This is a genomic window from Microbispora sp. H10949 (assembly GCF_014161435.1).
Classification (GTDB): domain Bacteria; phylum Actinomycetota; class Actinomycetes; order Streptosporangiales; family Streptosporangiaceae; genus Microbispora; species Microbispora triticiradicis.
In genome coordinates this window covers 288,298-311,954 of record NZ_JABBWZ010000004.1, presented here as the reverse complement: position 1 = coordinate 311,954, position 23,657 = coordinate 288,298, and the positions used below count along the sequence as shown (strand labels likewise).

Sequence of the window (23,657 nt, the reverse complement as noted above, 5' to 3'; positions counted from 1 at the left end):
ATGTCACCGACGCTCACGGGCGAGGGGGAGCAGGCGTCCCTCGCACAGCACGGCATTTGGGTGACGGAGCGGATGGGCTGCGGCGGTCAGGTGTACCACATGCCGCTCGCCATCCGCTTCGACGGCCCTCTCGACACGGACCGGCTGCTGGCCGCCTGCCACGACGTGGTCGGCGCGCATCCCCAGCTGGCCACGGCCCTGGCGGAGCGGGACGCAGTGCTGCGCCCGGCCCTGGCCGCCGTTCCGCCGCCGATCGGGTTCGAGGACGCCTCCGGGCGTGAGGCCGGCGAACTGGTCGACCGCGAGGCGTCCCTCGACCTGGACCTCGGGACCGGCCCGACGGCCCGGTTCAGGCTCTTCCGGCTCGCGCCGGAGCGGCACCTCCTGGTCGTCGTCGCCCACCACGCGGTCTTCGACGGCATGTCGAAGGACCTCCTGGTGCGCGGCCTGGCCGACGCCTACGCCGGGCTGCCGCTGCCGGTCCTTCCGCTGACGTACGGCGAGGCCGTCGAGCGGGAGAACGCCCGGGTGGCCGAACTGCTCGACGAGGCCGCCGCCTTCTGGCGGGACCGCTGGCAGGACCGGCAGGACCTGCGGCTCCCCGGGCTGTCGGGGGTCTCCACCCGGGCCGCCGCGGGAGAGGCCGTCGACTTCGCCCTTCCCGCGGGACTCGCCGTCGCCGCCGAGAAGATGGGCGTCACCCGGTTCGAGCTGGTGCTCACCGCCGTGCACACCCTGCTGGCGGCGTACGGCAACGAGGACGCGGCGGTGTCGGTGGACCTGTCCACCAGGACCGAGGAGACGCGGGACCACATCGGCCTCTTCGTGAACGAGCTTCCGGTGCGGGCCGGGACCCCGAGCGGGACGTTCGCCGACTTCGCCCGGTCGGTGCGCGGCGAGCTGCGGGCCGTCTACCGGTTCCGGCAGGTGCCGCTCGCCCGCGCGGTCGGCGGCGTGAGCCCGCGCACCGCGCTGACGCCGGTCTCGGTCAGCTACCGCGGGCGGGACGGAAGCGCGCCGGAGTTCCCCGGCGTGGCGGCGTCGGTCGACTGGATGTCGTTCAACCACGCGGTGCGCGGCACGCTGCACCTGCAGGTGGTCGACGCGCCGGACGGCATCACGGCCCGGCTGCAGTTCAACCCGGCGGTCCTCAGCCGCTCCGGCTGCGAGTCCCTGGTCGAGCACCTGCTCGACCTCCTGGAGGCGGTGGCCACCGCCCCGGACACCGAGATCTCCCACCTGCCGCTGCCGGCCCCGGTCGAGGTCACGGTCGATGTCCCGGCCGGGCCGTCCTCCGTACGGACCGAGGCGGAGCCGGCCGCGGTGCCGCGCGCCGGCGAGGCGGACGCCACGCCCTACCTGGCGGAGGTCGCGGAGATCTGGAGCGAGGTGTTCAAACGGCCCGGCATCGGGCCGGACGAGGACCTGTTCGACCTCGGCGGGCACTCGCTGACGATCGTCGAGATCATCGCGAAGGTGCGCGAGCGCATGGACGTGGAGCTGTCCTTCGACCTGTTCTTCGACGAGCCGACGATCGCGGGGGTCGCCGCGGAGGTCGCCCTCCTGCGGGAGGAGGCATGCTGAGGGAACGTCTCGCCGAGCTGGTGTCCAAGGCGAGCGGCGGGGACCTGGCCGCCGCCGACGTGCTCGCCGCCGACTGCAGCCTGCCCGCGCTCGGCCTCAACTCGCTCGCCTACCTTCGGCTGATCGACATGGTGGAGACCGAGTTCGGCTGCGACGTCGACCTGGACGGCGGTTATCTCGACACGCTCGACGGCCTGGCCGGGCACATCGCCGCGCACACCGGCGAGGACGGTGCCGGGGACCGTGACGGCGGTGGCGACCGCGGCGGGCACGACGACGGGCACCCCGGCGGGCAGCGGAGGTGACCGGCAGCCCGCCTGCGGCGCGGACGCCCGGCCTCACCGCGCTGCCGCCCCGCACCGTGGAGTTCCGCGGCGCGCGGGGCGGGCAGGCCGCGCTGACCTGGGGGCAGCAGGGCATCTGGCGGTCCACCCAGTGGCTGGACGACGGCGATCCCTACTTCAACCTGCCCTGGGCCCTGCCGGTGACCGGCGCCGCCGACCTCGACGCCGTGCTGCGCGCCGTCGGCCGTCTCGTCGAGCGGCACGAGACGCTGCGCACGGCGTACGTCCGGGAGGGCGCACGCCCCGGGACCGGCACGCAGGGGAGCGCCGGGGCGGGCACAGAGGCGGGCGCCGGGGCGGGGACCGTCCAGCGGGTGAGGCGGGAGGGCCGGCTCACCGTGGGCGTGTACGAGGCGGCGGCGAAGCCGATGACCGCGGCCAAGGCGCTGGCCGCCGAGCTGGCCTCGACCGGGTTCGACTACGCGGCCGAGCTGCCGGTCCGGTGCGCGGTGGTCTGCCTGAGGGGCCGGCCGCGCGCGCTGGCACTCGCGCTGTCCCACCTCGCGCTCGACGGCTGGTCGCTGAACATGGTGGCCGCGGAGTGGCCGCGGCTCGTCGCCGGGGAGGACCTGCCCGTCCCGGAGTGGCAGCCGCTCGACCAGGCGGCCTTCGAGCGGTCGGACCCGCCGCCCGGCGCCCAGGCGCTGCGTCACTGGCGGAGCGGTCTGGCGGCCGCGCCGCGCTCGATGTTCGACTTTCCCGAGCGGGAGCCGGAGGAGCCGCGCTTCGTCCGTTACGGGATGGACTCCCCGGCGGCGGCCGTCGCCGCCGAGGCGCTGGCCGCCCGGCACGGCGTGACGACCTCCAGCGTGCTCACGGTCGCGAGCGCCGCCCTGCTGGCCGCCGTCACCGGGCACTCCACGGCCGCGCTGCAGCTCATCGTGTCGAACCGGCACCACCTCCGTACGGGGGCGATGGCCGGGCCGGCCGCACAGGACGGGCTCTGCGTCATCGACCTGGGCGCCGGCGATCCGGCGTCCGGCGATCCGGGGCGCGTCGATCCGGTGGCCGGCACCTTCGCCGAGGCGCTGGGGCCGGGGCACCGCAGGACCATGGCGACCTACCGGAACGGGCACTACGACCCCTCGCTCGTGCTCGCAGCCCGGGACGCGGAGGCGTGGAACCGCGGCGCCGACATCGACCTGGACGCGTTCTTCAACGACGTCCGGCAGGGCGGCCGCTGGTCGGGCCTGCCGGACGTCGACCCTGGGGACGCCGCGGCGCTCGCCGCGCTGCGGGGCCGCACCAGGACGTTCTTCGTCGGGGCCTACTCGAAGGTCAAGGCGAAGATCTTCTTCGCCACCGGCCCGGCCCCGTCCACCTGCGAGTTCTTCGTGCTGGTGGACACGGCCTTCCTGCCCGGGCGCGTCGCCGAGCGGATGCTCGGCGGCCTGGAGGAGCTGCTGGTCCGGGCGGTCTCGGCGGACGTGCCGCTGGACCGGGTCGCGGAGGTCGCCGGCCTGGAGCCGGTGCGGCGCCCCGCCGGATGGACGCGGATCGGTCCCGACTGGGTGAATCTGCCGGAGACCGAGGCGCTGCTGCGCCGGGTCTGCGCACCCGGGCCGGCCGCGGTCGTGGTGGAGCCCGGCGACGACGGGCCGTCCCGGCTGACCGGCTATCTCGTGGCGCGTCCCGGGCTGGACACGCCCGACGCCGTCCACGCCGCGGTGATGCGGGCCGCGGCCGGTCGCACCGGCGTGCTCGCCCCCCGGCACTACGTGCTGTGCCCGGCGCCGCCGGCTGGCCCCTCCGGCTGGCCGGACTGCCCCCGCCTCATGGAGGGCGGCGGCCGGGTCCCTGCTTCCGCAATGACTGCTTTGGGAAGGTGACATGACCGAATCCCCGATGCTCGTGGTCGTCAACGACGAGGAGCAGTATTCGGTGTGGTGGAGCGACCGCGAGCCGCCCGCCGGGTGGCGGTCCACCGGCTTCACGGGCACCCGCCAGGAATGCCTCGACCACATCGAGACGGTGTGGACCGACATGCGCCCGCTGAGCGTACGCGGCAGATGACCGGGCGGATGACCACCGCCGGCCGCCGCGCGGCGCTGATCGAGAAACTGGCCGGGCTGCCCCCCGAGCGCCGGGCGGCGCTGCTGCGCTCCCTCGGGGGCGCGGCGGACCCCGGCGGGCAGGAGTGGCCGCTGTCGCCGGGGCAGGAGCGCCTGTGGTTCCTCAGCCGCTTCGATCCCGCCGACACCAGCTACAACCTGCCCTGGTCCGTACGGCTGCGCGGGCCGCTCGACACGGCCGCGCTGGCCGCGGCGTTCACCCGGGTCACCGAGCGGCACGAGGTGCTGCGGACCCGCTTCCGGCTGCGCGGGGACGCCCCCGTGCAGGTCGTGCTGCCGCCCGCGCCGACGCCGGTGGAGGACCTCGCGACCTCCGGCGAGGCGGATGCCGACGGGACGGGTCTCGAAGAGGCGTTGCGGGAGTTCGCCGAGCGCCCGTTCGACCTGGAGAACGAGCCTCCCCTGCGGGCCGGCGTGGCCCGGCGGGGAGAGGACGATGTGGTGCTGTGCATCGTCCTGCACCACATAGTGGTGGACGGCTGGTCGCTCGACGTGCTCATGCGCGAGCTCGCCGAGTGTTACGCGGCGACGCGCGAGGGACGTGAGCCCGTCCTGGCGGAGCTGCCCATGCAGTACTCCGCCTTCGCCGTGCAGGAGAGGCGGCGGGACCACACGGCGGGGGTGGAGCAGTGGGCGGGCCGGCTCGCCGGAGCCCCCTCACTCGACCTGCCGGCCGACCATCCCCGGCCGTCCCGGTGGTCGGGGCGCGGCGCGCGGGAGGAGCTGCTGCTGCCGCCGGAGGAGGTCACCCCGCTGGAGCGGGTGGCCAGGAAACGGCGCTGCACGTCCTTCATGGCCCTGGTCGCCGCCTACCAGGCGACCCTGGCCCTCGCGTCCGGCCAGTCCGACTTCTGCGTCGGCGTCCCGGTGTCCCGCCGGACCCGCAGCGAGCTCGCCCCGCTGATCGGCTACTTCGGCAACACGCTGGTGCTGCGGGCCGACCTGTCCGGCGATCCGGCGTTCCACGAGCTGCTCGACCGCGTCCGGGAGGCGACCCTGGCGGGGATGCGGCACGCGGACGTGCCGTTCGAGCACATCCTGGCCGCGCTGCGCGTCCCCCGCGACGTCGGCAGGCCGCCGTTGTGCCAGGCCATGTTCAACCTGCACAGCGACCTGCCCAAGGACGACCTGCTGGGGACCCGGTTCGCCGACCTCGACGCCGAGGTCCACACGATCCCGCCCAGCCACACCAAGTCCGAGGTCTCGCTCGACCTGTGGCGCGGACCGGAGGGACTGGGCGGCGTCTTCGACTACAGCGCCGACCTGTTCACGCCCGCGACCGCGCGCCGCCTCGTCCGCGGTTTCGCCGAGGTCGTACGGCGGGCCGGGGCCGACCCGGAGACCCGTCTGTCCGCGCTGAGCGGCGCGTTCTCGAATTGAAAGGTGCATGACAGTGAGTGACGCGGTGAGCGGCGTGCCGGCTCGTGCCGGGCAGCCGGGAACGGACGCTGCGACGGCGCTCGCGCTGATCCGCCGGTGGCGTGACGAGAGCCCCGGCGCGGTCGCCGTGAGCGGCGACGGCGGCGTGCTGACGTACCGGGAGCTGCTCGACAGGGCCGACCGGCTGGCGGCGCTGCTGCGCGCCCGCGGCGTCGGGCCGGAGACGCCGGTGGGCCTGTGCCTGGAGCGGTGCCCCGGCATGGTCGTCGCGCTGCTCGCCGTGTGGCGGGCCGGCGGCGCGTACGTGCCGCTCGACCCGGCGTTCCCGGAGGACCGGCTCCGCCACATGCGCGAGGACGCGGGCATCCGGCTGGTGCTGGCCGGGCAGGGCGTCGACTCCCGGCTGCTCGACGGCGTCCCGGACGTCGTCGAGCTGGCGTGGGACGGTGTGCCGGTCGCGGGCCAGGGGCAGGACGGTGACGGTGACGGTGACGGGCCGGTGGGGGAGCTCGCCTACCTCATGTACACCTCCGGGTCCACCGGCCGCCCCAAGGGCGTCGCGGTCCCGCACGGCGCGGTGGTCAACCTGCTGGAGTCCTTCGCCTCCCTGCTGGAGCTCACCCCGCGCGACGCCTGGCTCGCGGTCACCACGCTGTCGTTCGACATCTCCGTGCTGGAGCTGCTCCTGCCGCTGACCTGCGGCGCCCGGGTCGTCGTCGCGTCCGCGCACGAGACGACGGACGGCCGGGCCCTGCGGTCGCGTGCCGTGACCGACGCCGTCACGATCATGCAGGCGACCCCGGCGAGCTGGCGCATCCTCATCGAGTCCGGCGGCGTCCCCGGGAACATCGCGACCCGGCTGTGCGGGGGCGAGGCGCTGCCCCGCGACCTCGCCGACACCCTCCTCACCGACGGTGCCCGGCTCTGGAACGTGTACGGCCCGACCGAGACGACGGTCTGGTCGACGGCCGGGCGGGTCGCCCTGACCGACGAGAGCGGGCTGCCCGCCCCCATCGACCTGGGTGAGCCCATCGGCAGGACGACCGTGCACATCCTCGGGCCCGACGGGCGTCCGGTGCCGCCCGGCGAGGCGGGGGAGCTGCACATCGGCGGAGCCGGACTGGCCAGGGGATACCGCGGCATGCCGGGCCAGACGGCGGACCGGTTCCGGCCCGACCCCTTCTCCGGCACGCCCGGGGCCCGCCTGTACGCCACGGGAGACCTGGCCGCGCTGGAGAACGGCAGGCTCCGTTACCTCGGCCGGGCCGACCAGCAGGTGAAGGTGCGCGGTTTCCGGATCGAGCTGGGCGAGATCGAGACCGTGCTGCGGGCCGCGCCGGAGGTGGCCGGCGCCGCGGTCGGCGTCCACGCCGGTCCCGACGGCCTCGCGCGCCTGGTCGCCTACGTCGTGCGCGCCGCCCGACAGCACACCGCCGGAGAGCACGTCACCCGAGAGGCCGCGGGGGAGACCGCGGCCGGGGAGACCTTCCGGGAAACCGGCGCGGACGCCGACGAGGCGGGCCTGTGGGCCTCCCTCCGGGACCGGCTGCGCCGCAGCGTCCCCGAATACATGGTGCCGGCGCGTCTCGTGGTGCTGGACGCCCTGCCGCTCACGCCCAACGGGAAGCTCGACCGCGGCGCCCTGCCCGCGCCCGAGTGGACCCGCGCCGGGAGCCGGCCGTACCGGGCCCCGTCCACGGCGCTGGAGGAGGACCTCGCGGCGCTGTGGGGCGAGGTGCTGGGCATCGCGGAGCCGGTCGGCGTCGACGACGACTTCTTCGAGCTCGGCGGGCACTCGCTGACCGCCACCCAGATCATCGCCAGGGTCCAGGCGCGGTTCGCGATCGCGGTGCCGATCGTGGAGCTGTTCGAGAACCCCACGGTGGCCGGGCTGGCGGCGGCGATGGACCGGCTCGACGACGACGACTTCGACCTCGCCGAGATCGCCGCGCTCCGCGACGAACTCGACGGCCTCAGCGCCGAGGACCTCGCGGCCGTGCTCGACGGGATGTCGGACCGATGAGGGCGCCGCTCTCGCCGGACCAGGAACGGCTCTGGCTCCTGCAGAAGCTCGATCCGCGCGACGCCTCCTACACCATGTATCTCGTCCGCCGGCTGCGCGGCCCCCTCGACCGGGACGCCCTCGAAGGGGCGATCGCCGACGTGGTGGCCCGGCACGAGGGCCTGCGCACCCGGTTCGAGGAGGAGGACGGCGTCCCCTGGGCGGTCGCGGAACCGGCCGGGTCCCCGCCGCCGGTGGCGTGGCCGGCCGCGACCGGCGAGGAACACGCCGGGCGGCTCGTCGCCGAGCGCGTCAACGCGCCGTTCGACCTCGCGGAGGGCGTGCCGCTGCGCGTGGCGGTGATCGGGATCGGGCCGCTGGACCACGTCCTGTGCGTCACGATGCACCACATCATCGGCGACGGCTGGTCGCTGGGGATCCTCCTCGACGACCTGGCGGAGTGCTACACCGCGCGGCTGCGCGGCCGCGCGCCGGAACTGGCGCCGCTGCCGGTCCACCCGTCCGACTACGCCCGCTGGCAGCGCCGCCGCGCCGAGCGCGCGGTGCCGTACTGGCAGGAGCGGCTGGCCGATCCGCCGCCGGCCGACCTGCCGTACGGCATCGGGGGCATCGGCGGCGGGGACGTTGACGGCGCGGAGGGCGGTGAGGGCCACGGGCAGGGCGGGTTCCAGATCGTCCGGGTCGGCCCGGAGGTCGCGGACCGGCTGGACCGGCTCGCCCGCGAGCACCGGACCACCCTGTTCACCGTGCTCATGGCGGCCTACCAGGTGCTCCTGCACCGCCACTCCGGCCACGACGACGTCCTCGTCGGGACGGTCGTCGCCGGGCGCGAGCGGGTCGAGCTGGAGCCGCTGATCGGCTACCTCACGCAGACCGTCGTGCTGCGCGGCGACCTCGGCGGGGATCCCGCGTTCAGCGAGCTGCTGCGGCGCACCGGGCGGGAGGCGCTGACGGCGATGAGCAAGACCTCGGTGCCGTTCGAGCGGATCGGGCACCCCGCCCAGGCGCTGATGCCGACCGTGTTCATCCTGCACACGCAGGACGTGGGACCCACCCGCCCCTTCGGGGACCTGTCCGTCGGCTTCTTCCCCGACGGCTTCCGGCAGGTGAAGCTCGGCCTCTACACGGAGGCCTGGCGGGACGGCGCCGGGATCACCGTGTCGTTCGGCCACGACGGGTCCAGCGGTTCCCCGCACGAGGCGGAGGCCGTCCGCCGGCTCGCCGAGCGCTTCCTGCTCCTGCTCGCCTCCGTCGCCGACGAGCCGCACCGCCGGATCTCCGAGCTGCGCGTCTGGACCGGGGACGACGAGGCCGACGTCCGCACCCTGGCCGGCGACGGCGCGGACGTCCCCGGGCCGACGGTCCCCGAGATGATCGCCGAGACCGTCCGCCGCACGCCCCAGGCCGTCGCCGTGGTCTGCGGGGAGACCGAGGTCACGTACGGCGAGCTGGACCGGCGGGCGGACCGGCTCGCCGCGTCGCTGCGCGGGTCCGGCGTCCGCCCCGGCGACGTGGTCGGCGTCCGCCTGCCCCGATCGGCCGAGGCGATCGTCGCGCTGCTCGCCGTCTGGCGGGCCGGCGCGGCCTACCTGCCGTTCGAGCCGGACGAGCCGGACGAGCGGATGGCCTTCTCGCTCGCCGACGCCGGGGCGACGCATGTGATCACGACCCGTACGCCGCCCGCCGGGCTCACCGCCGTCGACCCGGCGGGCGGGCTCGCCGAGGAAGAGGCGGCCGCCGGCGAACGGCGGCCGGACGGAGAGGGGCCGGGCGGGACACGGCCGGGAGACGTCGCCTACGTCATCTCCACCTCCGGCTCCACCGGCCGCCCCAAGGGCGTCGCCGTCGAGCACAGCGCCATCGCGGCCCGGATCCGGTGGATGCGCGGCGAGTACGGCCTGGCGCCCGGCGACCGCGTCGTCCAGTTCGCGTCGCTGAGCTTCGACACCCACCTCGAAGAGGTGTTCCCGACGCTCGCCGCGGGAGCGACCCTGGTGCTGCTCCCCGGCGGGGCGGCGACGCTGCCCGACCTGCTGGCCGCGCCGGGCGGGGAGCGGATCACCGTGCTCGACCTGCCCACCGCCTACTGGCACCACCTGGTCGAGGAGATCGACCAGATCGCCTGGCCGCCCGCGCTCCGCCTGGTGATCATCGGCGGCGAGCAGGCGTCCGGCGGCGCCGTGACGCGCTGGCGCCGCCGGTTCGGCGACGGCGTCCGCCTGCTGAACACCTACGGCCCGACCGAGGCCGCGGTCATCGCGACGTGGGCCGACCTCGGCGCCGGCCTCGGTGCGGCGCCGCACGGCAGGCCGCCGATCGGCCGGCCCGTCGGCGCGACGACGGTCCACCTGCTCGACGCCGCCGGGGTCCCGGTCCCGCGGGGCGCGATCGGCGAACTGGTCGTCGGCGGAGCCGGCGTGGCCCGCGGCTACCTGCGCCGCCCCGCGCTCACGGCCGCCGCCTTCGTCCCCGACCCCGCAGGGCCGCCGGGAGCGCGCAGATACCGCACCGGAGACCGGGCACGCTGGAACCAGGCCGGCGAGCTGGAGTTCCTCGGGCGGCTCGACGGGCAGCTCAAGGTGCGCGGCTTCCGGATCGAGCCGGGCGAGGTCGAGGCGCGGCTGCTCGACCATCCCGGGGTCGGCCAGGCCTTCGTGACGGTCCACGCCGAGGAACTCGTGGCGTACGTGACCGGGACCGCGACGGGGGAGGAGCTCGCCGCGCACCTCGCGCGGACCCTGCCCCGGCATCTCGTCCCCACCGCCTGGGTCGGTCTCGACGCGCTGCCGCTCACCAGCCGCGGCAAGGTGGACCGCGCGGCGCTGCCCGCGCCGGTCCGGGGGCCGTCGGCCGGGCACGTGCCGCCGAGCACGGACGCGGAGCTGCTGGTGGCCGAGGTCTGGGCCGAGCTGCTCGGTGTCGCCTCGGTCGGCGCGGACGACGACTTCTTCGCCCTCGGCGGGCACTCGCTGCTCGCGACGCGGATCGCGGCCAGGCTGCGCCGTACGACCGGGGTGGAGGTGCCGGTGCGGACGATCTTCGAGCGGCGCACCGTGGCCGACCTCGCGGTCGCGCTGGAGGACCTGCTCGTCGCCGAGCTGGAGGGCATGTCGGAGGAGGAGGCCGAGCGCCTGCTCTCGTCCGCCGACGGCTGAGCCCTGCTCGGAGGACGGGCTCGCAAGCACGCGAAACGAGACCGCCGCATACCCCGGGGGGTGTGCGGCGGTCTCGCGGTAGGGCTCCCGTCAGGCGGAGGCGCGGATCACCAGGTGGGTGTCGAGTATGACGACCGGCTGCTCCAGCGGCTCGCCGTTGATGCGGGCGATCAGGAGCTGGACCATCTGCCGGCCCATCGCCTCCGTCGGCTGGTGCACGCTGGTCAGCGGCGGCTCCGTGTGCAGGGCGACCTTCGAGTCCTCGAAACCGATCAGCGCGACGTCGTCCGGCACCACCATGCCGTTCTCCTTGAGCACGCGCAGCGCCCCGACCGCCATGGGGTCGGACGCCGTGAACACCGCGTCGAGATCGGGATGCCGGGCCAGCAGCTCACGCATGGCCGCCGAACCGCTCTCCTCGGAGAAGTCGCCGTACGAGACGCGTTCGCTCATCCCGGTGGCGAGCAGCGCGTCGCGGTACCCGGCCAGACGGTCGACACCCACGCCCATGTCCTGGGGACCGGCGATGGTGGCGATCCGGCTCCGGCCCTTGGAGACCAGATACTTGACCGCCTGCCGCGCGCCCGCGCGGTTGTCCATGTCGACGAAGCTGTAGGGGTTCAGCCCGACGGGCCGGCCACCGAGCACCGTGGGGACGCCCAGATCCTCCAGCCGTCCCGGCAGGGGGTCGGCGCCGTGCACCGAGGTGAGCAGGACGCCGTCGACGTGCTGCCCGGTCAGGTAGTGCTCCAGGCGGTCGTGCTCGGCGCGGTTCTGCGCCATCGTGAGGATCAGCTGGAGGCCGGTCTCGCCCAGCGCCGAGCCGATCCCGCGGATCAGCCCGGCGAAGTACGGTTCGTCGAAGACGCGCTGCTCCGATTCCGACACCACCAGGGCGATGGTGTCGGTCCGGTTGGTCACAAGGGTACGCGCCGCCCGATTGGGCACGTAGCCGAGCTCCTGGATCGCCAGTAACACCGCGTCGCGGGCACGGTCGCTCACCTTCGGTGAGCCGTTGATGACCCGCGACACGGTGCCGCGGCCGACGCCGGCACGCGCGGCGACCGCTTCCAGAGTCGGCCGACCTCCGGAACGGCGGTCCCCGTTCATCTATACTGCCCCCTTATCGCGTCTGCGCTTATTGTGCCCGACCCAGCAGGCCGCCGTGCCTGATGGTGTCGGCATACCACAACGCGCTCGATTTCATCGTCCTCGCCTGGGTCTCGTAGTCCACGTAGACGAGGCCGAAGCGCTTGCCGTATCCCCACGCCCACTCGAAGTTGTCCATCAGGGACCAGGCGAAGTAGCCCTGGAGCGGGACGCCGGACTCGATGGCGGCGTGGCAGGTGCGCAGGTGCGCCTCGATGTAGGCGACGCGATCGGGGTCGTGCACGGTCCCGTCCTCGCCGAACACGTCGTCGTACGCCGCGCCGTTCTCGGAGATGTAGAGGGGGACGCGCGGGTACTCGTCGGCGAGCCGCCGCAGGGTCTCGTACAGCCCGCTGTCGTCGACCTCCCAGCCCATCGCGGTGACCGGGCGGCCGGCGTTGACGAACCCGACGTGCTCACTGCCGATCCACGGGGACCCGGAGTCGGTCGGGGCGGCCGCGGCCGACACGGCGCCGCCGGGGGCGCCCGACACGGTGAAGCGGCTGTAGTAGTTGACCAGCAGCATGTCGAGCGGCGCGCCGATCGCGGCCAGGTCGCCGTCCTGGATGAAGGACATGTCGGAGATGTGGCTCAGGTCGGCCAGCACGTCCTCCGGGTACGCGCCCTTGAGCAGCGCGTCCAGGAAGAACCGGTTCTGCAGCCCGTCGATGCGGCGGGCGGCGTCCTGGTCGGCCTCGCTGGCGGTGGCCGGCGTGACCGGGTAGAGATTCACGCACCCGCCGATCTGCGAGCCGGCGTTCTGCGCCCGCATCGCCTGCACGGCCAGGCCGTGCGCGAGGTTGAGGTGGTGCGCGGCGCGCAGTGCGGCGGCCGGCTCACGCCTGCCCGGCGCGTGCTCGCCCGAGGCGTACCCCAGGAACGCCGAGCACCAGGGCTCGTTGACCGTGCTCCAGTTCCTGACCCGGTCGGAGAGCTCGGCGTGGACGGTCGCGGCGAAGTCGGCGAAGCGCTTCGACGTGTCCCGCGCGGGCCACCCGCCCGCGTCTTCCAGGGCCTGCGGAAGGTCCCAGTGGTAGAGCGTCAGCCACGGGTCGATGCCGTAGCTGAGCAGCTCGTCGACGAGCCTCTTGTAGAAGTCGAGGCCCTTGGCGTTGTACGCGCCCGAGCCGTCGGGCTGGATCCGCGGCCAGGAGACCGAGAACCGGTAGGCCGTCAGGCCGAGGTCGGCCATCAGCTTCACGTCGTCGCGGTACCGGTTGTAGTGGTCGATCGCGATCTCGGCGTGGTCGCCGCCGACGATCCGGCCCTCCTGACGGCAGAAACTGTCCCAGATCGAGGTGCCCCGCCCGTCCGCGGTGAGTCCACCCTCGATCTGGTATGCGGAGGTCGCGGCGCCCCAGACGAACCCGGTGGGGAACATCAGGCCGGCCGCCTCCGCCTCTGGTCGTGTGTCTTGCGTTGTCACGCCTTGACCGCACCTTCCATGAGTCCGCCGATGATCTGTCGGCCGAACAGGATGAAGACGACGATGAGCGGGAGGATCGACAAGAGCGTGCCACTGAAGATCAGCACGTAGTCCGTCCCGTATTTCGCGTTGAGCGAGTTGATCGCGACCTGGACCGTCGGGTTGTCCGGGTTCAGCACGATCAGCGGCCACATGAACTCGTTCCAGTTGAGCATGAACGTGTTGATGCCCAGCACTCCCATGCCCGGCCGTACGGCCGGCAGGATGACGTTCCACCAGATCCGCAGGGTGGACGCGCCGTCGACGCGGGCGGCCTCGACCAGCTCGTTGGGCACGGCCTGCTCGGTGTACTGCGTCATGAGGAAGACGCCGAAGCCGTTGAGCAGGAAGGGCAGGATCACCGCCTTGATCGAGCCGACCCATTCGAGGTTGACCATGAGGCGGTAGAGGGGGACGATGCCCATCTGCTGCAGCGGGACCATCATCGTCAGCAGCACGAACAGCAGCAGGATCTTGCCGCCCTTGAAGTGCAGCCGGGCGAACGCGAAACCGGCGAACGTCGAGATCAGCACCACCGAGACCGTCACCGTGGCGGAGATGATCAGCGAGTTGGTGAGACCGGTCAGGTAGTGCGCGTCGGGGTTGGTGAGCACCCGGTTGATGTTCTCCCCGAGGTTGCCGCCCGGCAGGAACGGCGGCGGCATGTCGGTCGCCTCGGTGTTGGTGCGCGAGGCGATGACGATCATGTAGTACAGCGGGAACGCCGAGATGATGATCGTGACCGCGAGGATGAGCCTCGTCATCGGCGTGGCCGACCAGATGCCGGCGGCGCCTCCCGGCGCCTTGGCGCGGCGCCGCCGCGTGCTGGCGGGCGCGGAGAGCGTGGTCACTTGTTGCCCCCGATCCGGCGGATGAGCATGAAGTTGATGGCCGACCCTACGAGGATGAGCAGGAACAGCAGCCAGGCGGCCGCGGACGCGTAGCCGTAGTCGAACTCGCGGAAGCCCTGCTCGAAGATGAACATCGACACGGTCTGGAACTGGCTGTCGGTGCCGCCGTGGACGTTGCCGTTGTAGAACGTCGTCGGCTCGGAGAACAGCGTGAGACCGCCGATGGTGGAGTTCAGCACAACGAAGATCATCGTGGGCCGGAGCATCGGGATCGTGATCTGCCAGAACTGGCGCCGCCGGGACGCGCCGTCGATCGAGGCCGCCTCGTAGAGGTCCTTGGGGATCGTCTGCATGCCGGCCAGGAAGATGATCGCGTTGTAGCCGGTCCAGCGCCAGTCGATCATCGTCGCGATGGCGAGCCAGGAGGGGAGGCGCTCGGTCTTCCAGCTGACGGGATCGATGCCGAACCAGCTCAGCACCCAGTTGACCACGCCGTAGTCGCGGCCGTACAGCTGGGTGAAGACGACCGCCACCGCGACGACGGAGGTGACGAGGGGGAGCAGGACGCCCAGCCGGACGAACAGCTGCGCCTTCATCCGCTTGTTCAGCGCGTTGGCCAGCAGCAGGGCCAGCAGCATCTGGGGGACCGTCGCGATGACGAACATCGCGAGGGTGTTGACGACCGCCTTCCAGAAGTCGGCGTCGCCGAGCATGGCGGTGTAGTTGCCGAGGCCCGTCCACTCGACCGTGCCGGTGAGGTCGTAGTCGAAGAACGAGTAGTACAGGGTGAACCCGAGCGGGAAGAGCCCGAAGAGCAGGAAGAGCAGGTAGTAGGGAGAGACCAGGAGGTACGGAGCGGCCTTGAGGTCCAGCCAGGTGAGGAAGGACCGGCCCGATCTCGGCCGGACGTGCCTCCGGCCGGGCGGCATCGGTGCGCGGGTGGGTCGCCCGGCGTCGACGTGCAGGCTCATAAGTTACCTTTCGGGTGAAAGCAGGCGACCGGCCCGCCGGCGGGGTGCCGCTGCGGCGGGCCGGTGCTCACCTGGCGGGCAGGATCAGCCCGCGGCCTTCACTGCGTCGTCGACGAGCTTCTTCCAGCCGTTCGCGTACGGCACCGAGCCGTCGTCGATGGCGGAGACGACCGACTCGACCGCGTTCTTGACCTGGGCGTGCTTCACGCCGAGGAAGACCGGCTGGAGCGCGGAGGCGGACTTGGCGAAGATGTCGCCGACCGGGGCGTCGTTGAAGTACTCGTTCTTCGCGCCCTGGACGGCCGGGTCCTGCTGCGCCTGCACGTTGCTCGGCATGTTGCCGGCGAAGTTGAAGACGCTGACCTCGGCCTCCTTACCGGTCAGGTAGTCGAGGACCTGCGCGGCCTCCTTGGGGTGCTTGGACTGCTTCGGCACCGCGAGCCAGGAGCCGCCCCAGTTGCCGCCGCCGCCGGGCACCGCCGCGACGTCCCACTTGCCCTTGAAGTCCGGTCCGGCGCCGCCGTCACCGCTAACCGCGCCGAGCATCCACGACGGGCAGCCGAGGGTGGCGAACTGCGACTTCTTCATGCCGGTGTTCCACTCGGGCGTGAAGTTGCGCAGCTTGGCCGTGAGGCCCTCCTGGCTGATCTTCTGGGCGAATTCGTAGGCCGACTTGACCGCGGGGTTCTTGTCGACGATCAGGTTGTTGTCCTTGTCGAAGTAGGAGACGTTGCCGTTCTTGGCGGCCTCCTGCACCAGGACCACGTTGTAGAGCGTGTTGGTGCCGTCGACGAACTTGGTGTCCTTGATCTTGTCCTGGAACTTGTGGGCGACCTTGACGAAGTCGTCCCACGTCGGCCAGAGCTTGCTGACCTCGTCGCGGTCGGCCGGCAGGCCCGCCTTCTCGAACAGGTCACGGCGGTAGCAGAGGCTCATGCCGCCGACGTCGGTGCCGAGACCGAACAGCTTGCCGTCGGCGGTGACGCCGTTCTCCCACTTCCAGTCCGCGAAGTCGGCCTTGCGGTTCTGCAGGCCGAACTCGCCGAGGTCGGCCCACCACTCGGGGTGCGCCTTGGCGAGGCCCATGCCGCCCTCGTCGATGCCGACGACGTCGCCGGCGCCCGCGCCGGACTGGAGCCACTGGATCATCTGCGGCCAGTAGACCTGCTCGAACTGGTCGGTCAGGTTGTCATACTTGATCGTGATGTCCTTGTGCTCGGCGTTCCACTTGTCGACGGCCTCCTTGTAACCGAAGTTCTTGCCGCCGCCGAACGTCTGAAGCGTGATGGTCACGGGACCCGCCGCCGCGGTGGAGCCGCCTGCCGCGTTGTCGGCGGGCTTGTCGTCCGAGCCGCAGGCGGTGGTGACGCCGAGCGTCAGCGCCGCCACCGCGGCGACCGCGAGCAGCCTGCCGCGGCGCGAGTTGTTGAACATTCTTCCGGACCCCTCTCAGGTGGTACCCGAATCTCTTGGGAGGTTCATCCCAGGCCGGTCCCCGACGTCACGGCCCGCGATCAATGGTTGTGCTTGTATGGGCGAGCACTGTTGGGAGCGCTCCCACGAAGGGTCCTCTATGAGCAACGCGGGCGTCAATATGCCGAAACCTAACTGTTACTCCCCGGGGGGTTAGGGGTTCTAAAAGGGATGTTACGTTACATACTACGCATGGGAGCGCTCCCATCACCATATGGGCAGAAATGAATACCGGTTGCCCCTAACCTGCGGCCGGAGTCGCCGTTATGCCGAGCCGTCTCCGACGCCGACGGCGTCCGTCAGCGCGCAGGTCATCCCGGCGCAGGCTCGGAGCAGCGCCAGCCGGGCCGACAGCACGGCGACGACGCCGGGCTCCGCCGAGCCCGCGATGTTGCGCAGCTCCGCCGGGTCCTCCCACAGGTCGTAGAGCTGCCGTTCCCCGGTCTCGTACTCCACGTACGCGTAGCGGCCGGTGCGCAGCACGGCGTAGCTCGGCGGCGACTGCGGTGAGTAGGAGGGGTGGTAGAACTCGACCAGGACGGCGTCGCGCCAGGGCACGTCGAGCCCGCGCAGCAGCGGGACGAGCGAGCGGCCCTCCGCGGAGAGCGGCACGGACGCTCCGCCCAGCTCGGCGAACGTCGGCGCGAGGTCGACGGACGAGGCGAGCCCGTCGATCACGCCCCCGGCCGGCACGCCGGGCCCGCGCACCACCATCGGGACCCGGATGTCCTCCTCGAAGGGCGTCGTCTTGCCCGGCCTCAGCCGGTGCTGGCCGAGATGGAAGCCGTTGTCGGAGGTGAAGAAGATATAGGTGTCGTCGAGCCGCCCCGCCCGGGTGAGCGCGTCCACCAGGGCGCCCACCATGTCGTCCACGCCGAGCATCGCGCGCAGCCGATCGCGGTGGACCCGGTCGATCCTGCGCACGTCGGCGTCGGACAACGGCGTCCGCTCCTGCAGCCATCGGGGCTCGGCGGACAGGTCGGCCTGGTCGAACGACGCCGTCCGCGGCGCCTGCTCGTCCGCGAAGGCGGCCGCGTGACGCGGCGCGTGGTGCGCGGGCAGGTGCGGCGCGACGGGGGCGAGGTAGAGGAAGAACGGTGCGCTTCCCGACGAGGCGAACGCCGCCGCCTTGGCGCTCAGCACGTCCTCCAGGTAGTCCTCCGGAGCGTCGCCGTACCGCCGGATCGTCCCGTTGTCGTTGAGCGCGTAGCCGTACTCCTGGTAGAGGCGGGTGACCGGCACGGCCCACTCGTCCCAGCCGGGCGGGACGTACGTGCGCGGCGCTCCCTGAGGGTAGTTGTTGAGATACTTGCCGAAGAGCGCGGTCCGGTAGCCGGCGTCGTGCATCCACGTCCCGATCGTGGACGCCTCCAGCGGCCGGAACTTCGTGAACCCGCCGGTCGGCGCCCGGTTGCTCTCGACCTGGTGACTGTGCATGAACTGCGAGCGGAGGATCGAGGAGCGGGAGGGACAGCACCAGGGATTGGTGACGAAGAAGCGCGACAGGGTGGTGCCCTGGCTCACCAGCAGATTGCCGATGTTGGGGAACCGGCTGAGATCCGCCGCGTCGAGGTCGTCGGTCAGGATCAGCACGATGTTGGGCCGGTGCTCCGGCGGGGCGGGCTCGACCCGGGCCGCGCCGGTGAGCCCGAGAGCCAGCAGGAGCGCCGCGGCGAGCCCTGCCCACAGCTTCGTCGATCGTCGCGGTTGCGGCACGGCAGCAACCATATCCCCCTGCCCGCCTGCGGAAACGCACGCGGGGTGACCCTGTGGACGCGCCCCGTCCGGTTCGGGAGGCTTCGCCGTGACATGCGTCCCCGGCCCGGCCACGCCTGTCCACTCTTATTGCGCTCACGCCGGGCCCGTCCCCTCACGCCGGGCCCGCTGCGTGCCCGCGCCGGCTGCGCTCACCCCAGGCCCGCCCCCCCCAATGCCGCACCCCGCTCCGCGGATGCGCGCACCCGGCTCGTACGCGCCGCCCTCCGCTCGGCGGGGTGCCGCGGGGAGGGCGGCGCGACCGTTCTCTATAGGGCGCGCTTTCTATAGGCGAGTTCTATAAGGCGCGGGTTCCGCGGGGCGCGGGCCGGTCTTCCTGTCCGGTGGGCCGGTTCCTATCCGAAGGTGGCGGGGTCGGGCCCGAGGCGGCGACCGGCGTCGAGGGCGTCGATCGCGGCCATGTCCTCCGCGCTCAGCTCGAAGTCGAAGACCTCGATGTTCTCCCTGATGCGCGAGGGCGTCACCGACTTCGGGATCACCACGTTGCCGAGCTGGAGGTGCCAGCGCAGCACCACCTGCGCGGCGGTCTTGCCGTACCGGCCGCCGATCTCGGCGAGAACCGGCAGGTCGAGCAGGCCCCGGCCCTGGCCGAGCGGGCTCCACGCCTCGGTGGCGATGCCGTGCCGCGCGTGGAACTCGCGCAGCTCGCGCTGGGCGAGCTGCGGGTGCAGCTCGATCTGGTTGAGCACGGGGACCACGCCGGTCTCGGCGAGCAGGCGCTCCAGCGTGTCCACGGTGAAGTTGGACACCCCGATCGCCCGGACCCGCCCGTCGGCGTACAGCTTCTCCAGGGCCCGCCACGTCTCGACGTACCGGTTCTGCTTCGGCGAGGGCCAGTGGATCAGGAAGAGGTCGACGGTCTCCAGGCCGAGCCGCCGCGTGCTGCCGTCGAAGGCGCGCAGCGCCTCGTCGTAGCCCTGCTGGTCGTTCCACAGCTTGGTGGTGACGAACAGCTCCTCGCGGGGGATGCCGGAGGCGCGCAGGGCCCGGCCGACGCCCTCCTCGTTCTGGTAGAGCCTGGCCGTGTCGATGCTCCGGTATCCGCATTCGAGCGCCGTCGTGACCGCCTTCTCCGCCTCGTCGTCGGCCACCTGCCAGACGCCGAAGCCGAGCCGGGGCATGGGAACGCCGTTGTTCAAGTCGATGTCTTCCATGCCCCCATGCTGCCCCAACGCCCCGGCATGATCCCTTCGGGGTCCGTTCACCCCGAGTTCCCGCGTACGTCGCATGGGGTGGCTAGGGTGAGCGCGTCGTGAACGAATCCTCACGCGGCGTGGATGACGAGGGACGGCGCCACGCCGCCGGGCAGGGGCAGGCCGTCGCATGGGTGGAGTCCCCCCTGCAGCTTCTGTGCGTCGTCGAGGCGCACAGTGCGGGGCTCCTCGGCAGCATCACCCGGGTGGTGCCTCGGGCCGGGCTGCCCGCGCTCCGGATGACCCGGCGTGAGCTGGGGCGGCTCGGGCTGCCCGAGGGGCTGGAGTTCGCCGAGCCGTCCGAGCGGATTCCCCGGCCGAGCCGCACCTGGGCGGTGGGCGACGCCTTCTCCGGGCGGGTCCAGCTCGCCCTCGTTACGGCCGTTCCCGGGCGCACCGTGCTCGTGGACGACGGGCTCGCCACGATCCGCCTCCTGGAGTTGCTGGTCGCGCGGCGCCCCCTGCTGCGCGCCCGCGCGACGGCGGGCTTGGGCCGCAGGGTCCTGGGCGCGGCGGCGGGGCTCCGCCTGCGCACGCGCCGCCCTTCGGTCTTCACCGCGCTTCCCGTGCCCCCCGGCCTCGCCGAGGAGGTGGAGGGCGCGGGCGTCCGGCTCGTCCGGCACGACTTCGCCTGGCTGCGCGCCCAGCCCGCCGACCGGCCGCCGCCGGAGCGCACGGTCGTGCTCGGCACCTCGCTCGTACGCAACGGGCTCATCCACCGCGACCGCTACCTGCGCTGGCTGGAGCGGATCGAGGAGCCCGTCGCGTACTTCCCCCACCGGCGCGAGGACCCCCGCGACCTCGACCGGGTGCGCCGCATCGCCGGCCTGACCGTGTACGACGCCGGGGCCCCGGCCGAGATGACGCTGCGCGACCTGCGGCCCGGCCAGCGGGTGCTGAGCCTGCCGTCCACCGCCGTGACCTCGCTGCGCGTGCTGCTGTCGGCCCGGGGCGTGCCGGTGGAGGCCGTGGACGTGCCGGACGACTGGTGGACCTCCTCGGCCGCCCCGTCCCTCCGTTCCCATCTCCAGTTGTTCGCGCACCAGCCCCAGCAGGTGAGCGGGGCGCCGCCGGACTCTCCCCGTACAAGTGAAGGAAAGGTCGCTCCTTGACCCGTCTGCTCGCCGTGGCCGACTCCGATTCGTACCTCAAGTGGGCCGCGGGCCTGCTCGACGCGCTCCCGGAGGACTGGACCACGGACCTGGTCGTCGTCCGTACCCCCATCGCGCCCTCGGCGGCGCAGATCGCCGCCGCGGTCAGCGGCACCCGGGCCGGGGCCGCGGGGCGGGAACTGCCCGCGGTTCTGCCGGCGCGGCAGTTGCGGCGGACCGCCGAACGGTTCCGGCCCGACGTCGTGCTGCTCGCCTGCACCGGACCCGTCGTGGACGCGCTGGCGGCGGAGACGCTGGCCGGGCTGCGGCCCCGCCCGGTGCTGGTGTCGGGGCTGCCCGGCATCTCCGTGCCCGCCACGGAGAAGGCCTGGCTGTTCCGCAGCGGCTGCGACCTGTTCGTGGTGCACAGCGGCCGCGAGGTCGCCGAGTTCTCGGCCATCGGCCGGGAACTGGGCGGGGGAGGGGCGGTGGCGCTCGCCCGGCTGCCCTACCTGGACCTCGGCGGCCTCGGAGCGGAGACCGGCGGGGGCGTCCGCGACCGGGTGGTGTTCGCTACGCAGGCGAAGGTGCCCCGCCGCCGCGAGGAACGCGAGAACGTGCTGCTGGCCCTGGCCGCGCTCGCGGGGGCCCGGCCGGACCTCGATGTGGTGGTCAAGCTGCGGGCCCGCGACGACGAGCGGCAGACGCACAACGAACGCCACCACTACGAGCGGCTGTGGAACGCGCTGGCCGACGAGGGCCGGGTGGATCGCGACCTGGTCCGCTTCGCCGCCGGGCCGATGCACGAGCATCTGTCGCGCGCGGCCGGGTTCGTCACGGTCAGCTCGACGGCCGCGCTGGAGGCCATCGCCGGGCACGTGCCGCTGCTCGTGCTGTCGGACTTCGGGGTGAGCGCCGAGATGATCAACTTGGTGTTCGAGGGCAGCGGCTGCCTCGGCACGCTCGACGACCTGGCGAAGGCGGACTTCCGCACCCCGGACGCGGAGTGGTGCCGGGCCAACTACTTCCACGACGCCTCGGCCACCGACTGGACCGGCCGGGTGGCGGCGCTGGTCTCCGCGGCCCGCGCGGGCACGCTGGAGCCCGCCCGCTCGCTCCTGGACGGTCCCGAGCACGCCGCCGCCCGCCGCCGCGCCCGGCTGCGCCTGGAGGTGCCGCCCAAGGTCCTCCGGTACGGCTACCGCGCCAAGCGCCGCATGCGCCGCTACCTCAAGGCCCTCTAGACGACGGCGTCCGCCGCCCGGAGCGCCCGTCGCAGCGCCTCCGGGCCCGCCGGCAGCAGCGGCAGCCGTACGCCGGGGGCCGGGATGCGGCCTCGCGCGTGCAGGACGGCCTTGACGACGGTGGGATTGGGCTCGGCGAACAGAGCCGCCGACAGGGCCGCCAGGCGGTGGCCGAGCGCCCGGGCCCCGGCGGCGTCGCCGGACCGCCACAAAGTGATCAGTTCGGCGAACCGCGCTGTGGCGAGATGCGCCGAGGCGAGGACCCCGCCGTGCGCGCCGAGCGCCAGCAAAGGTGAGATGACGACGTCGTCACCGCCCAGCACCGCGAAACCCTCCGGCGGATCCGCCAGAAGCTCGACGGTCTCCGCGTCGATCCCACCGGCGGAGTACTTCACCCCGGCCACACCGGGCAGCTCGGCGAGCCGCCGGAGGGCGTCGGCGGACAGGTGCTGACCCGTCCGGTACGGCACGTGGTAGACGACCAACGGCACCGGACTCGCCGCGGCGAGCGCGGTGAAGTGCGCGACCACCCCGGCCTCGCCGGGCCGCACGAACGGCGGCACGAGCGTGAGGGCGGCGGTCACCTCGGGACGGCGGCGCAGCGCCGTCAGCGCCTCCGCCGTGTTCGCGCCGACCAGAAGCTCCGCCGAGCGGGCCCGGCAGACCCCGGCGACCACGTCGAGGACGGCGCGCCGCTCGCCGTCCGTCAGCGAGGCCGGCTCTGCCGTGGTGCCCAGCGCGACGACGCCCGTCGCGCCGGCGTCCAGCACGTCGTGCGCCAGGGCTTCCAACACTGTCAGGGCGACGGCGCCCTCGACGTCGAAGGGGGTGATCAGCGGGACGTACAGACCGGTCAGTGTCATGACGGCAGCGTCCGGCACCGCGATCTGTAAGAACAATTTAATTCTCCTGAATTTATTTATTAGCACCTCTAATCGTGGCATCGATGCCGCGTTGCTTTCAGGGGAGCCACTCCTGGAGTCCGGCGAGATGCCCGAGTTCCGACTCGACGCGTCGCCTGTCGTCGGCGGTGAGCTCCAGACCACGCAGATCGGAGAGCCAGGGATCGGCGGGCTCACCGAGGACCGTGGACAGGTCGAGGAGGTGGCACAGGGCGATGGCCCGCTCGACCGGCGAGGCGTCCGCGCCGTGCCTGCGCACCGCGGACTTGAGCGCGCGGAAGGCCTGCAGGTCGTCGTTCTTGAACTCGCGCAGGATCCGGGCGTTGTCGAGCGCCTTGGCCAGGCCCGTCAGCTTCTTCGAGCCGCCGTACTCCACCTCGGCCGGCTCGTCGCGCTGGATGAATATGATCGAATTCCCGGACGGATCCATCAGCGTGAACCGGGACGCGCCGGGGCGGTAGCGGGTGATGCGGGGAAGGCCGGAACTCAGCACCTTCCCGTAGACGCGGCGCATCGCCGCGACGAACGCCGCGTGGTACGGCGCCACGGCGTCGACCAGGACCAGGCAGCTTCCGGACGCCTCCCGGGCCGGGTCCAGGTCCTTGGGCGCCGGGCCGAAGTGCAGCTGGAATCCGCTCCACCGCAACGCCAGATAGACATAGGGCTTGCTCTGTTTGTAGGTCGCCTCGAATCCCAGCGCCTCGTAGAACGCCAGGGTCTCCTCCACCGACGCGCACGGCATCAAGGGCACCGTCGTCTCGTTCGGCCGGACCGCGGGCTCACTCAAGTCATTCCCCTTCCTGTCGCCCGGCGATGGTTACAGCCTTCGGCGGCACTCGCACATGGATCGCTCCAGACGCCGTGCCTCATGTCACCAGGTGCGGCGGGAGCGCTGGAGCCGGGAAGGTCACGGGCCGGAACCTGTCCCGTGCTGCCCACCACCGGCCGCACCATCCCCGGCACCCACTTGAACGGCTACACCAC

Annotated in this window: 18 protein-coding genes; 9 read left to right on the top strand and 9 right to left on the bottom strand. The window is 72.7% G+C overall.

Annotated features, from left to right (window positions below; translation table 11 throughout):
• Genes HHX40_RS11760 through HHX40_RS11730 form a run of 7 tightly spaced genes read left to right on the top strand, consistent with a single transcriptional unit; the run spans position 1 to position 10,558 of the window.
• Positions 1 to 1,584, top strand: a complete 1,584-nt coding sequence (locus tag HHX40_RS11760) for a condensation domain-containing protein (RefSeq protein WP_182880592.1) — start codon at positions 1 to 3, stop codon at positions 1,582 to 1,584.
• Positions 1,578 to 1,889 carry a phosphopantetheine-binding protein gene (locus tag HHX40_RS11755; protein ID WP_182880591.1) on the top strand — a complete coding sequence of 104 codons (312 nt, stop codon included), beginning with the start codon at positions 1,578 to 1,580 and terminating at the stop codon, positions 1,887 to 1,889. Before HHX40_RS11760 ends, HHX40_RS11755 begins: the two co-directional genes overlap by 7 nt.
• Positions 1,886 to 3,757: a condensation domain-containing protein gene (locus HHX40_RS11750; protein WP_182880590.1), complete on the top strand. Its 1,872-nt coding sequence runs from the start codon at positions 1,886 to 1,888 to the stop codon at positions 3,755 to 3,757. The genes HHX40_RS11755 and HHX40_RS11750 overlap by 4 nt, the downstream gene beginning before the upstream one ends.
• Position 3,758: 1 nt before the next feature.
• Entirely contained in the window at positions 3,759 to 3,941 is a 183-nt protein-coding gene (locus tag HHX40_RS11745) for an MbtH family protein (RefSeq protein WP_182875280.1), read from the top strand.
• Complete coding sequence (locus HHX40_RS11740) at positions 3,938 to 5,380, top strand: condensation domain-containing protein (protein ID WP_182880589.1); 1,443 nt, start codon at positions 3,938 to 3,940, stop codon at positions 5,378 to 5,380. Before HHX40_RS11745 ends, HHX40_RS11740 begins: the two co-directional genes overlap by 4 nt.
• 13 nt (positions 5,381 to 5,393) lie before the next feature.
• Positions 5,394 to 7,403, top strand: coding sequence for a non-ribosomal peptide synthetase (locus HHX40_RS11735; RefSeq protein ID WP_182880588.1), 2,010 nt, complete (start codon positions 5,394 to 5,396; stop codon positions 7,401 to 7,403).
• Positions 7,400 to 10,558: a non-ribosomal peptide synthetase gene (locus HHX40_RS11730; RefSeq protein ID WP_182880587.1), complete on the top strand. Its 3,159-nt coding sequence runs from the start codon at positions 7,400 to 7,402 to the stop codon at positions 10,556 to 10,558. The genes HHX40_RS11735 and HHX40_RS11730 overlap by 4 nt, the downstream gene beginning before the upstream one ends.
• 90 nt (positions 10,559 to 10,648) lie before the next feature.
• On the opposite strand, the gene HHX40_RS11725 is transcribed toward HHX40_RS11730, so the two are convergent.
• The 7 genes from HHX40_RS11725 to HHX40_RS11695 all read right to left on the bottom strand — a co-directional run bounded on the left by HHX40_RS11725 (position 10,649) and on the right by HHX40_RS11695 (position 19,397).
• A complete protein-coding gene (locus tag HHX40_RS11725) occupies positions 10,649 to 11,668 on the bottom strand; it encodes a LacI family DNA-binding transcriptional regulator (RefSeq protein ID WP_111701018.1) in 1,020 nt (339 codons plus the stop codon).
• A 28-nt stretch (positions 11,669 to 11,696) separates the two neighbouring features.
• The gene (locus tag HHX40_RS11720; protein ID WP_182880833.1) at positions 11,697 to 13,088 is read right to left on the bottom strand and encodes a GH1 family beta-glucosidase; all 1,392 of its coding nucleotides are present in this window, start codon (positions 13,086 to 13,088) and stop codon (positions 11,697 to 11,699) included.
• A 41-nt stretch (positions 13,089 to 13,129) separates the two neighbouring features.
• The gene (locus tag HHX40_RS11715) at positions 13,130 to 14,023 is read right to left on the bottom strand and encodes a carbohydrate ABC transporter permease (protein WP_182880586.1); all 894 of its coding nucleotides are present in this window, start codon (positions 14,021 to 14,023) and stop codon (positions 13,130 to 13,132) included.
• A complete protein-coding gene (locus HHX40_RS11710; protein WP_150934900.1) occupies positions 14,020 to 14,994 on the bottom strand; it encodes a carbohydrate ABC transporter permease in 975 nt (324 codons plus the stop codon). Before HHX40_RS11710 ends, HHX40_RS11715 begins: the two co-directional genes overlap by 4 nt.
• A gap of 84 nt (positions 14,995 to 15,078) precedes the next feature.
• The gene (locus HHX40_RS11705) at positions 15,079 to 16,428 is read right to left on the bottom strand and encodes an ABC transporter substrate-binding protein (protein ID WP_111701014.1); all 1,350 of its coding nucleotides are present in this window, start codon (positions 16,426 to 16,428) and stop codon (positions 15,079 to 15,081) included.
• A gap of 303 nt (positions 16,429 to 16,731) precedes the next feature.
• The gene (locus HHX40_RS11700) at positions 16,732 to 18,183 is read right to left on the bottom strand and encodes a sulfatase (RefSeq protein WP_310738050.1); all 1,452 of its coding nucleotides are present in this window, start codon (positions 18,181 to 18,183) and stop codon (positions 16,732 to 16,734) included.
• A gap of 395 nt (positions 18,184 to 18,578) precedes the next feature.
• Positions 18,579 to 19,397 carry an aldo/keto reductase gene (locus HHX40_RS11695; protein ID WP_182875272.1) on the bottom strand — a complete coding sequence of 273 codons (819 nt, stop codon included), beginning with the start codon at positions 19,395 to 19,397 and terminating at the stop codon, positions 18,579 to 18,581.
• 98 nt (positions 19,398 to 19,495) lie between these two features.
• Here HHX40_RS11695 and HHX40_RS11690 point away from each other — a divergent pair, with 98 nt between their 5' ends.
• Together HHX40_RS11690 and HHX40_RS11685 are read left to right on the top strand one after the other, a co-directional pair.
• Positions 19,496 to 20,548, top strand: a complete 1,053-nt coding sequence (locus HHX40_RS11690) for a hypothetical protein (RefSeq protein WP_310738049.1) — start codon at positions 19,496 to 19,498, stop codon at positions 20,546 to 20,548.
• The gene (locus HHX40_RS11685; RefSeq protein WP_182880584.1) at positions 20,545 to 21,771 is read left to right on the top strand and encodes a DUF6716 putative glycosyltransferase; all 1,227 of its coding nucleotides are present in this window, start codon (positions 20,545 to 20,547) and stop codon (positions 21,769 to 21,771) included. Before HHX40_RS11690 ends, HHX40_RS11685 begins: the two co-directional genes overlap by 4 nt.
• Here the strand turns inward: HHX40_RS11685 and HHX40_RS11680 are convergent.
• Both HHX40_RS11680 and HHX40_RS11675 read right to left on the bottom strand, forming a co-directional pair.
• Positions 21,768 to 22,634 carry a dihydrodipicolinate synthase family protein gene (locus HHX40_RS11680; RefSeq protein WP_182880583.1) on the bottom strand — a complete coding sequence of 289 codons (867 nt, stop codon included), beginning with the start codon at positions 22,632 to 22,634 and terminating at the stop codon, positions 21,768 to 21,770. The genes HHX40_RS11685 and HHX40_RS11680 overlap by 4 nt on opposite strands.
• A 97-nt stretch (positions 22,635 to 22,731) precedes the next feature.
• On the bottom strand, positions 22,732 to 23,460 hold the full coding sequence (locus HHX40_RS11675; RefSeq protein WP_182880582.1) for a glyoxalase: 729 nt from the start codon (positions 23,458 to 23,460) through the stop codon (positions 22,732 to 22,734).
• Positions 23,461 to 23,657 lie beyond the last annotated feature (197 nt).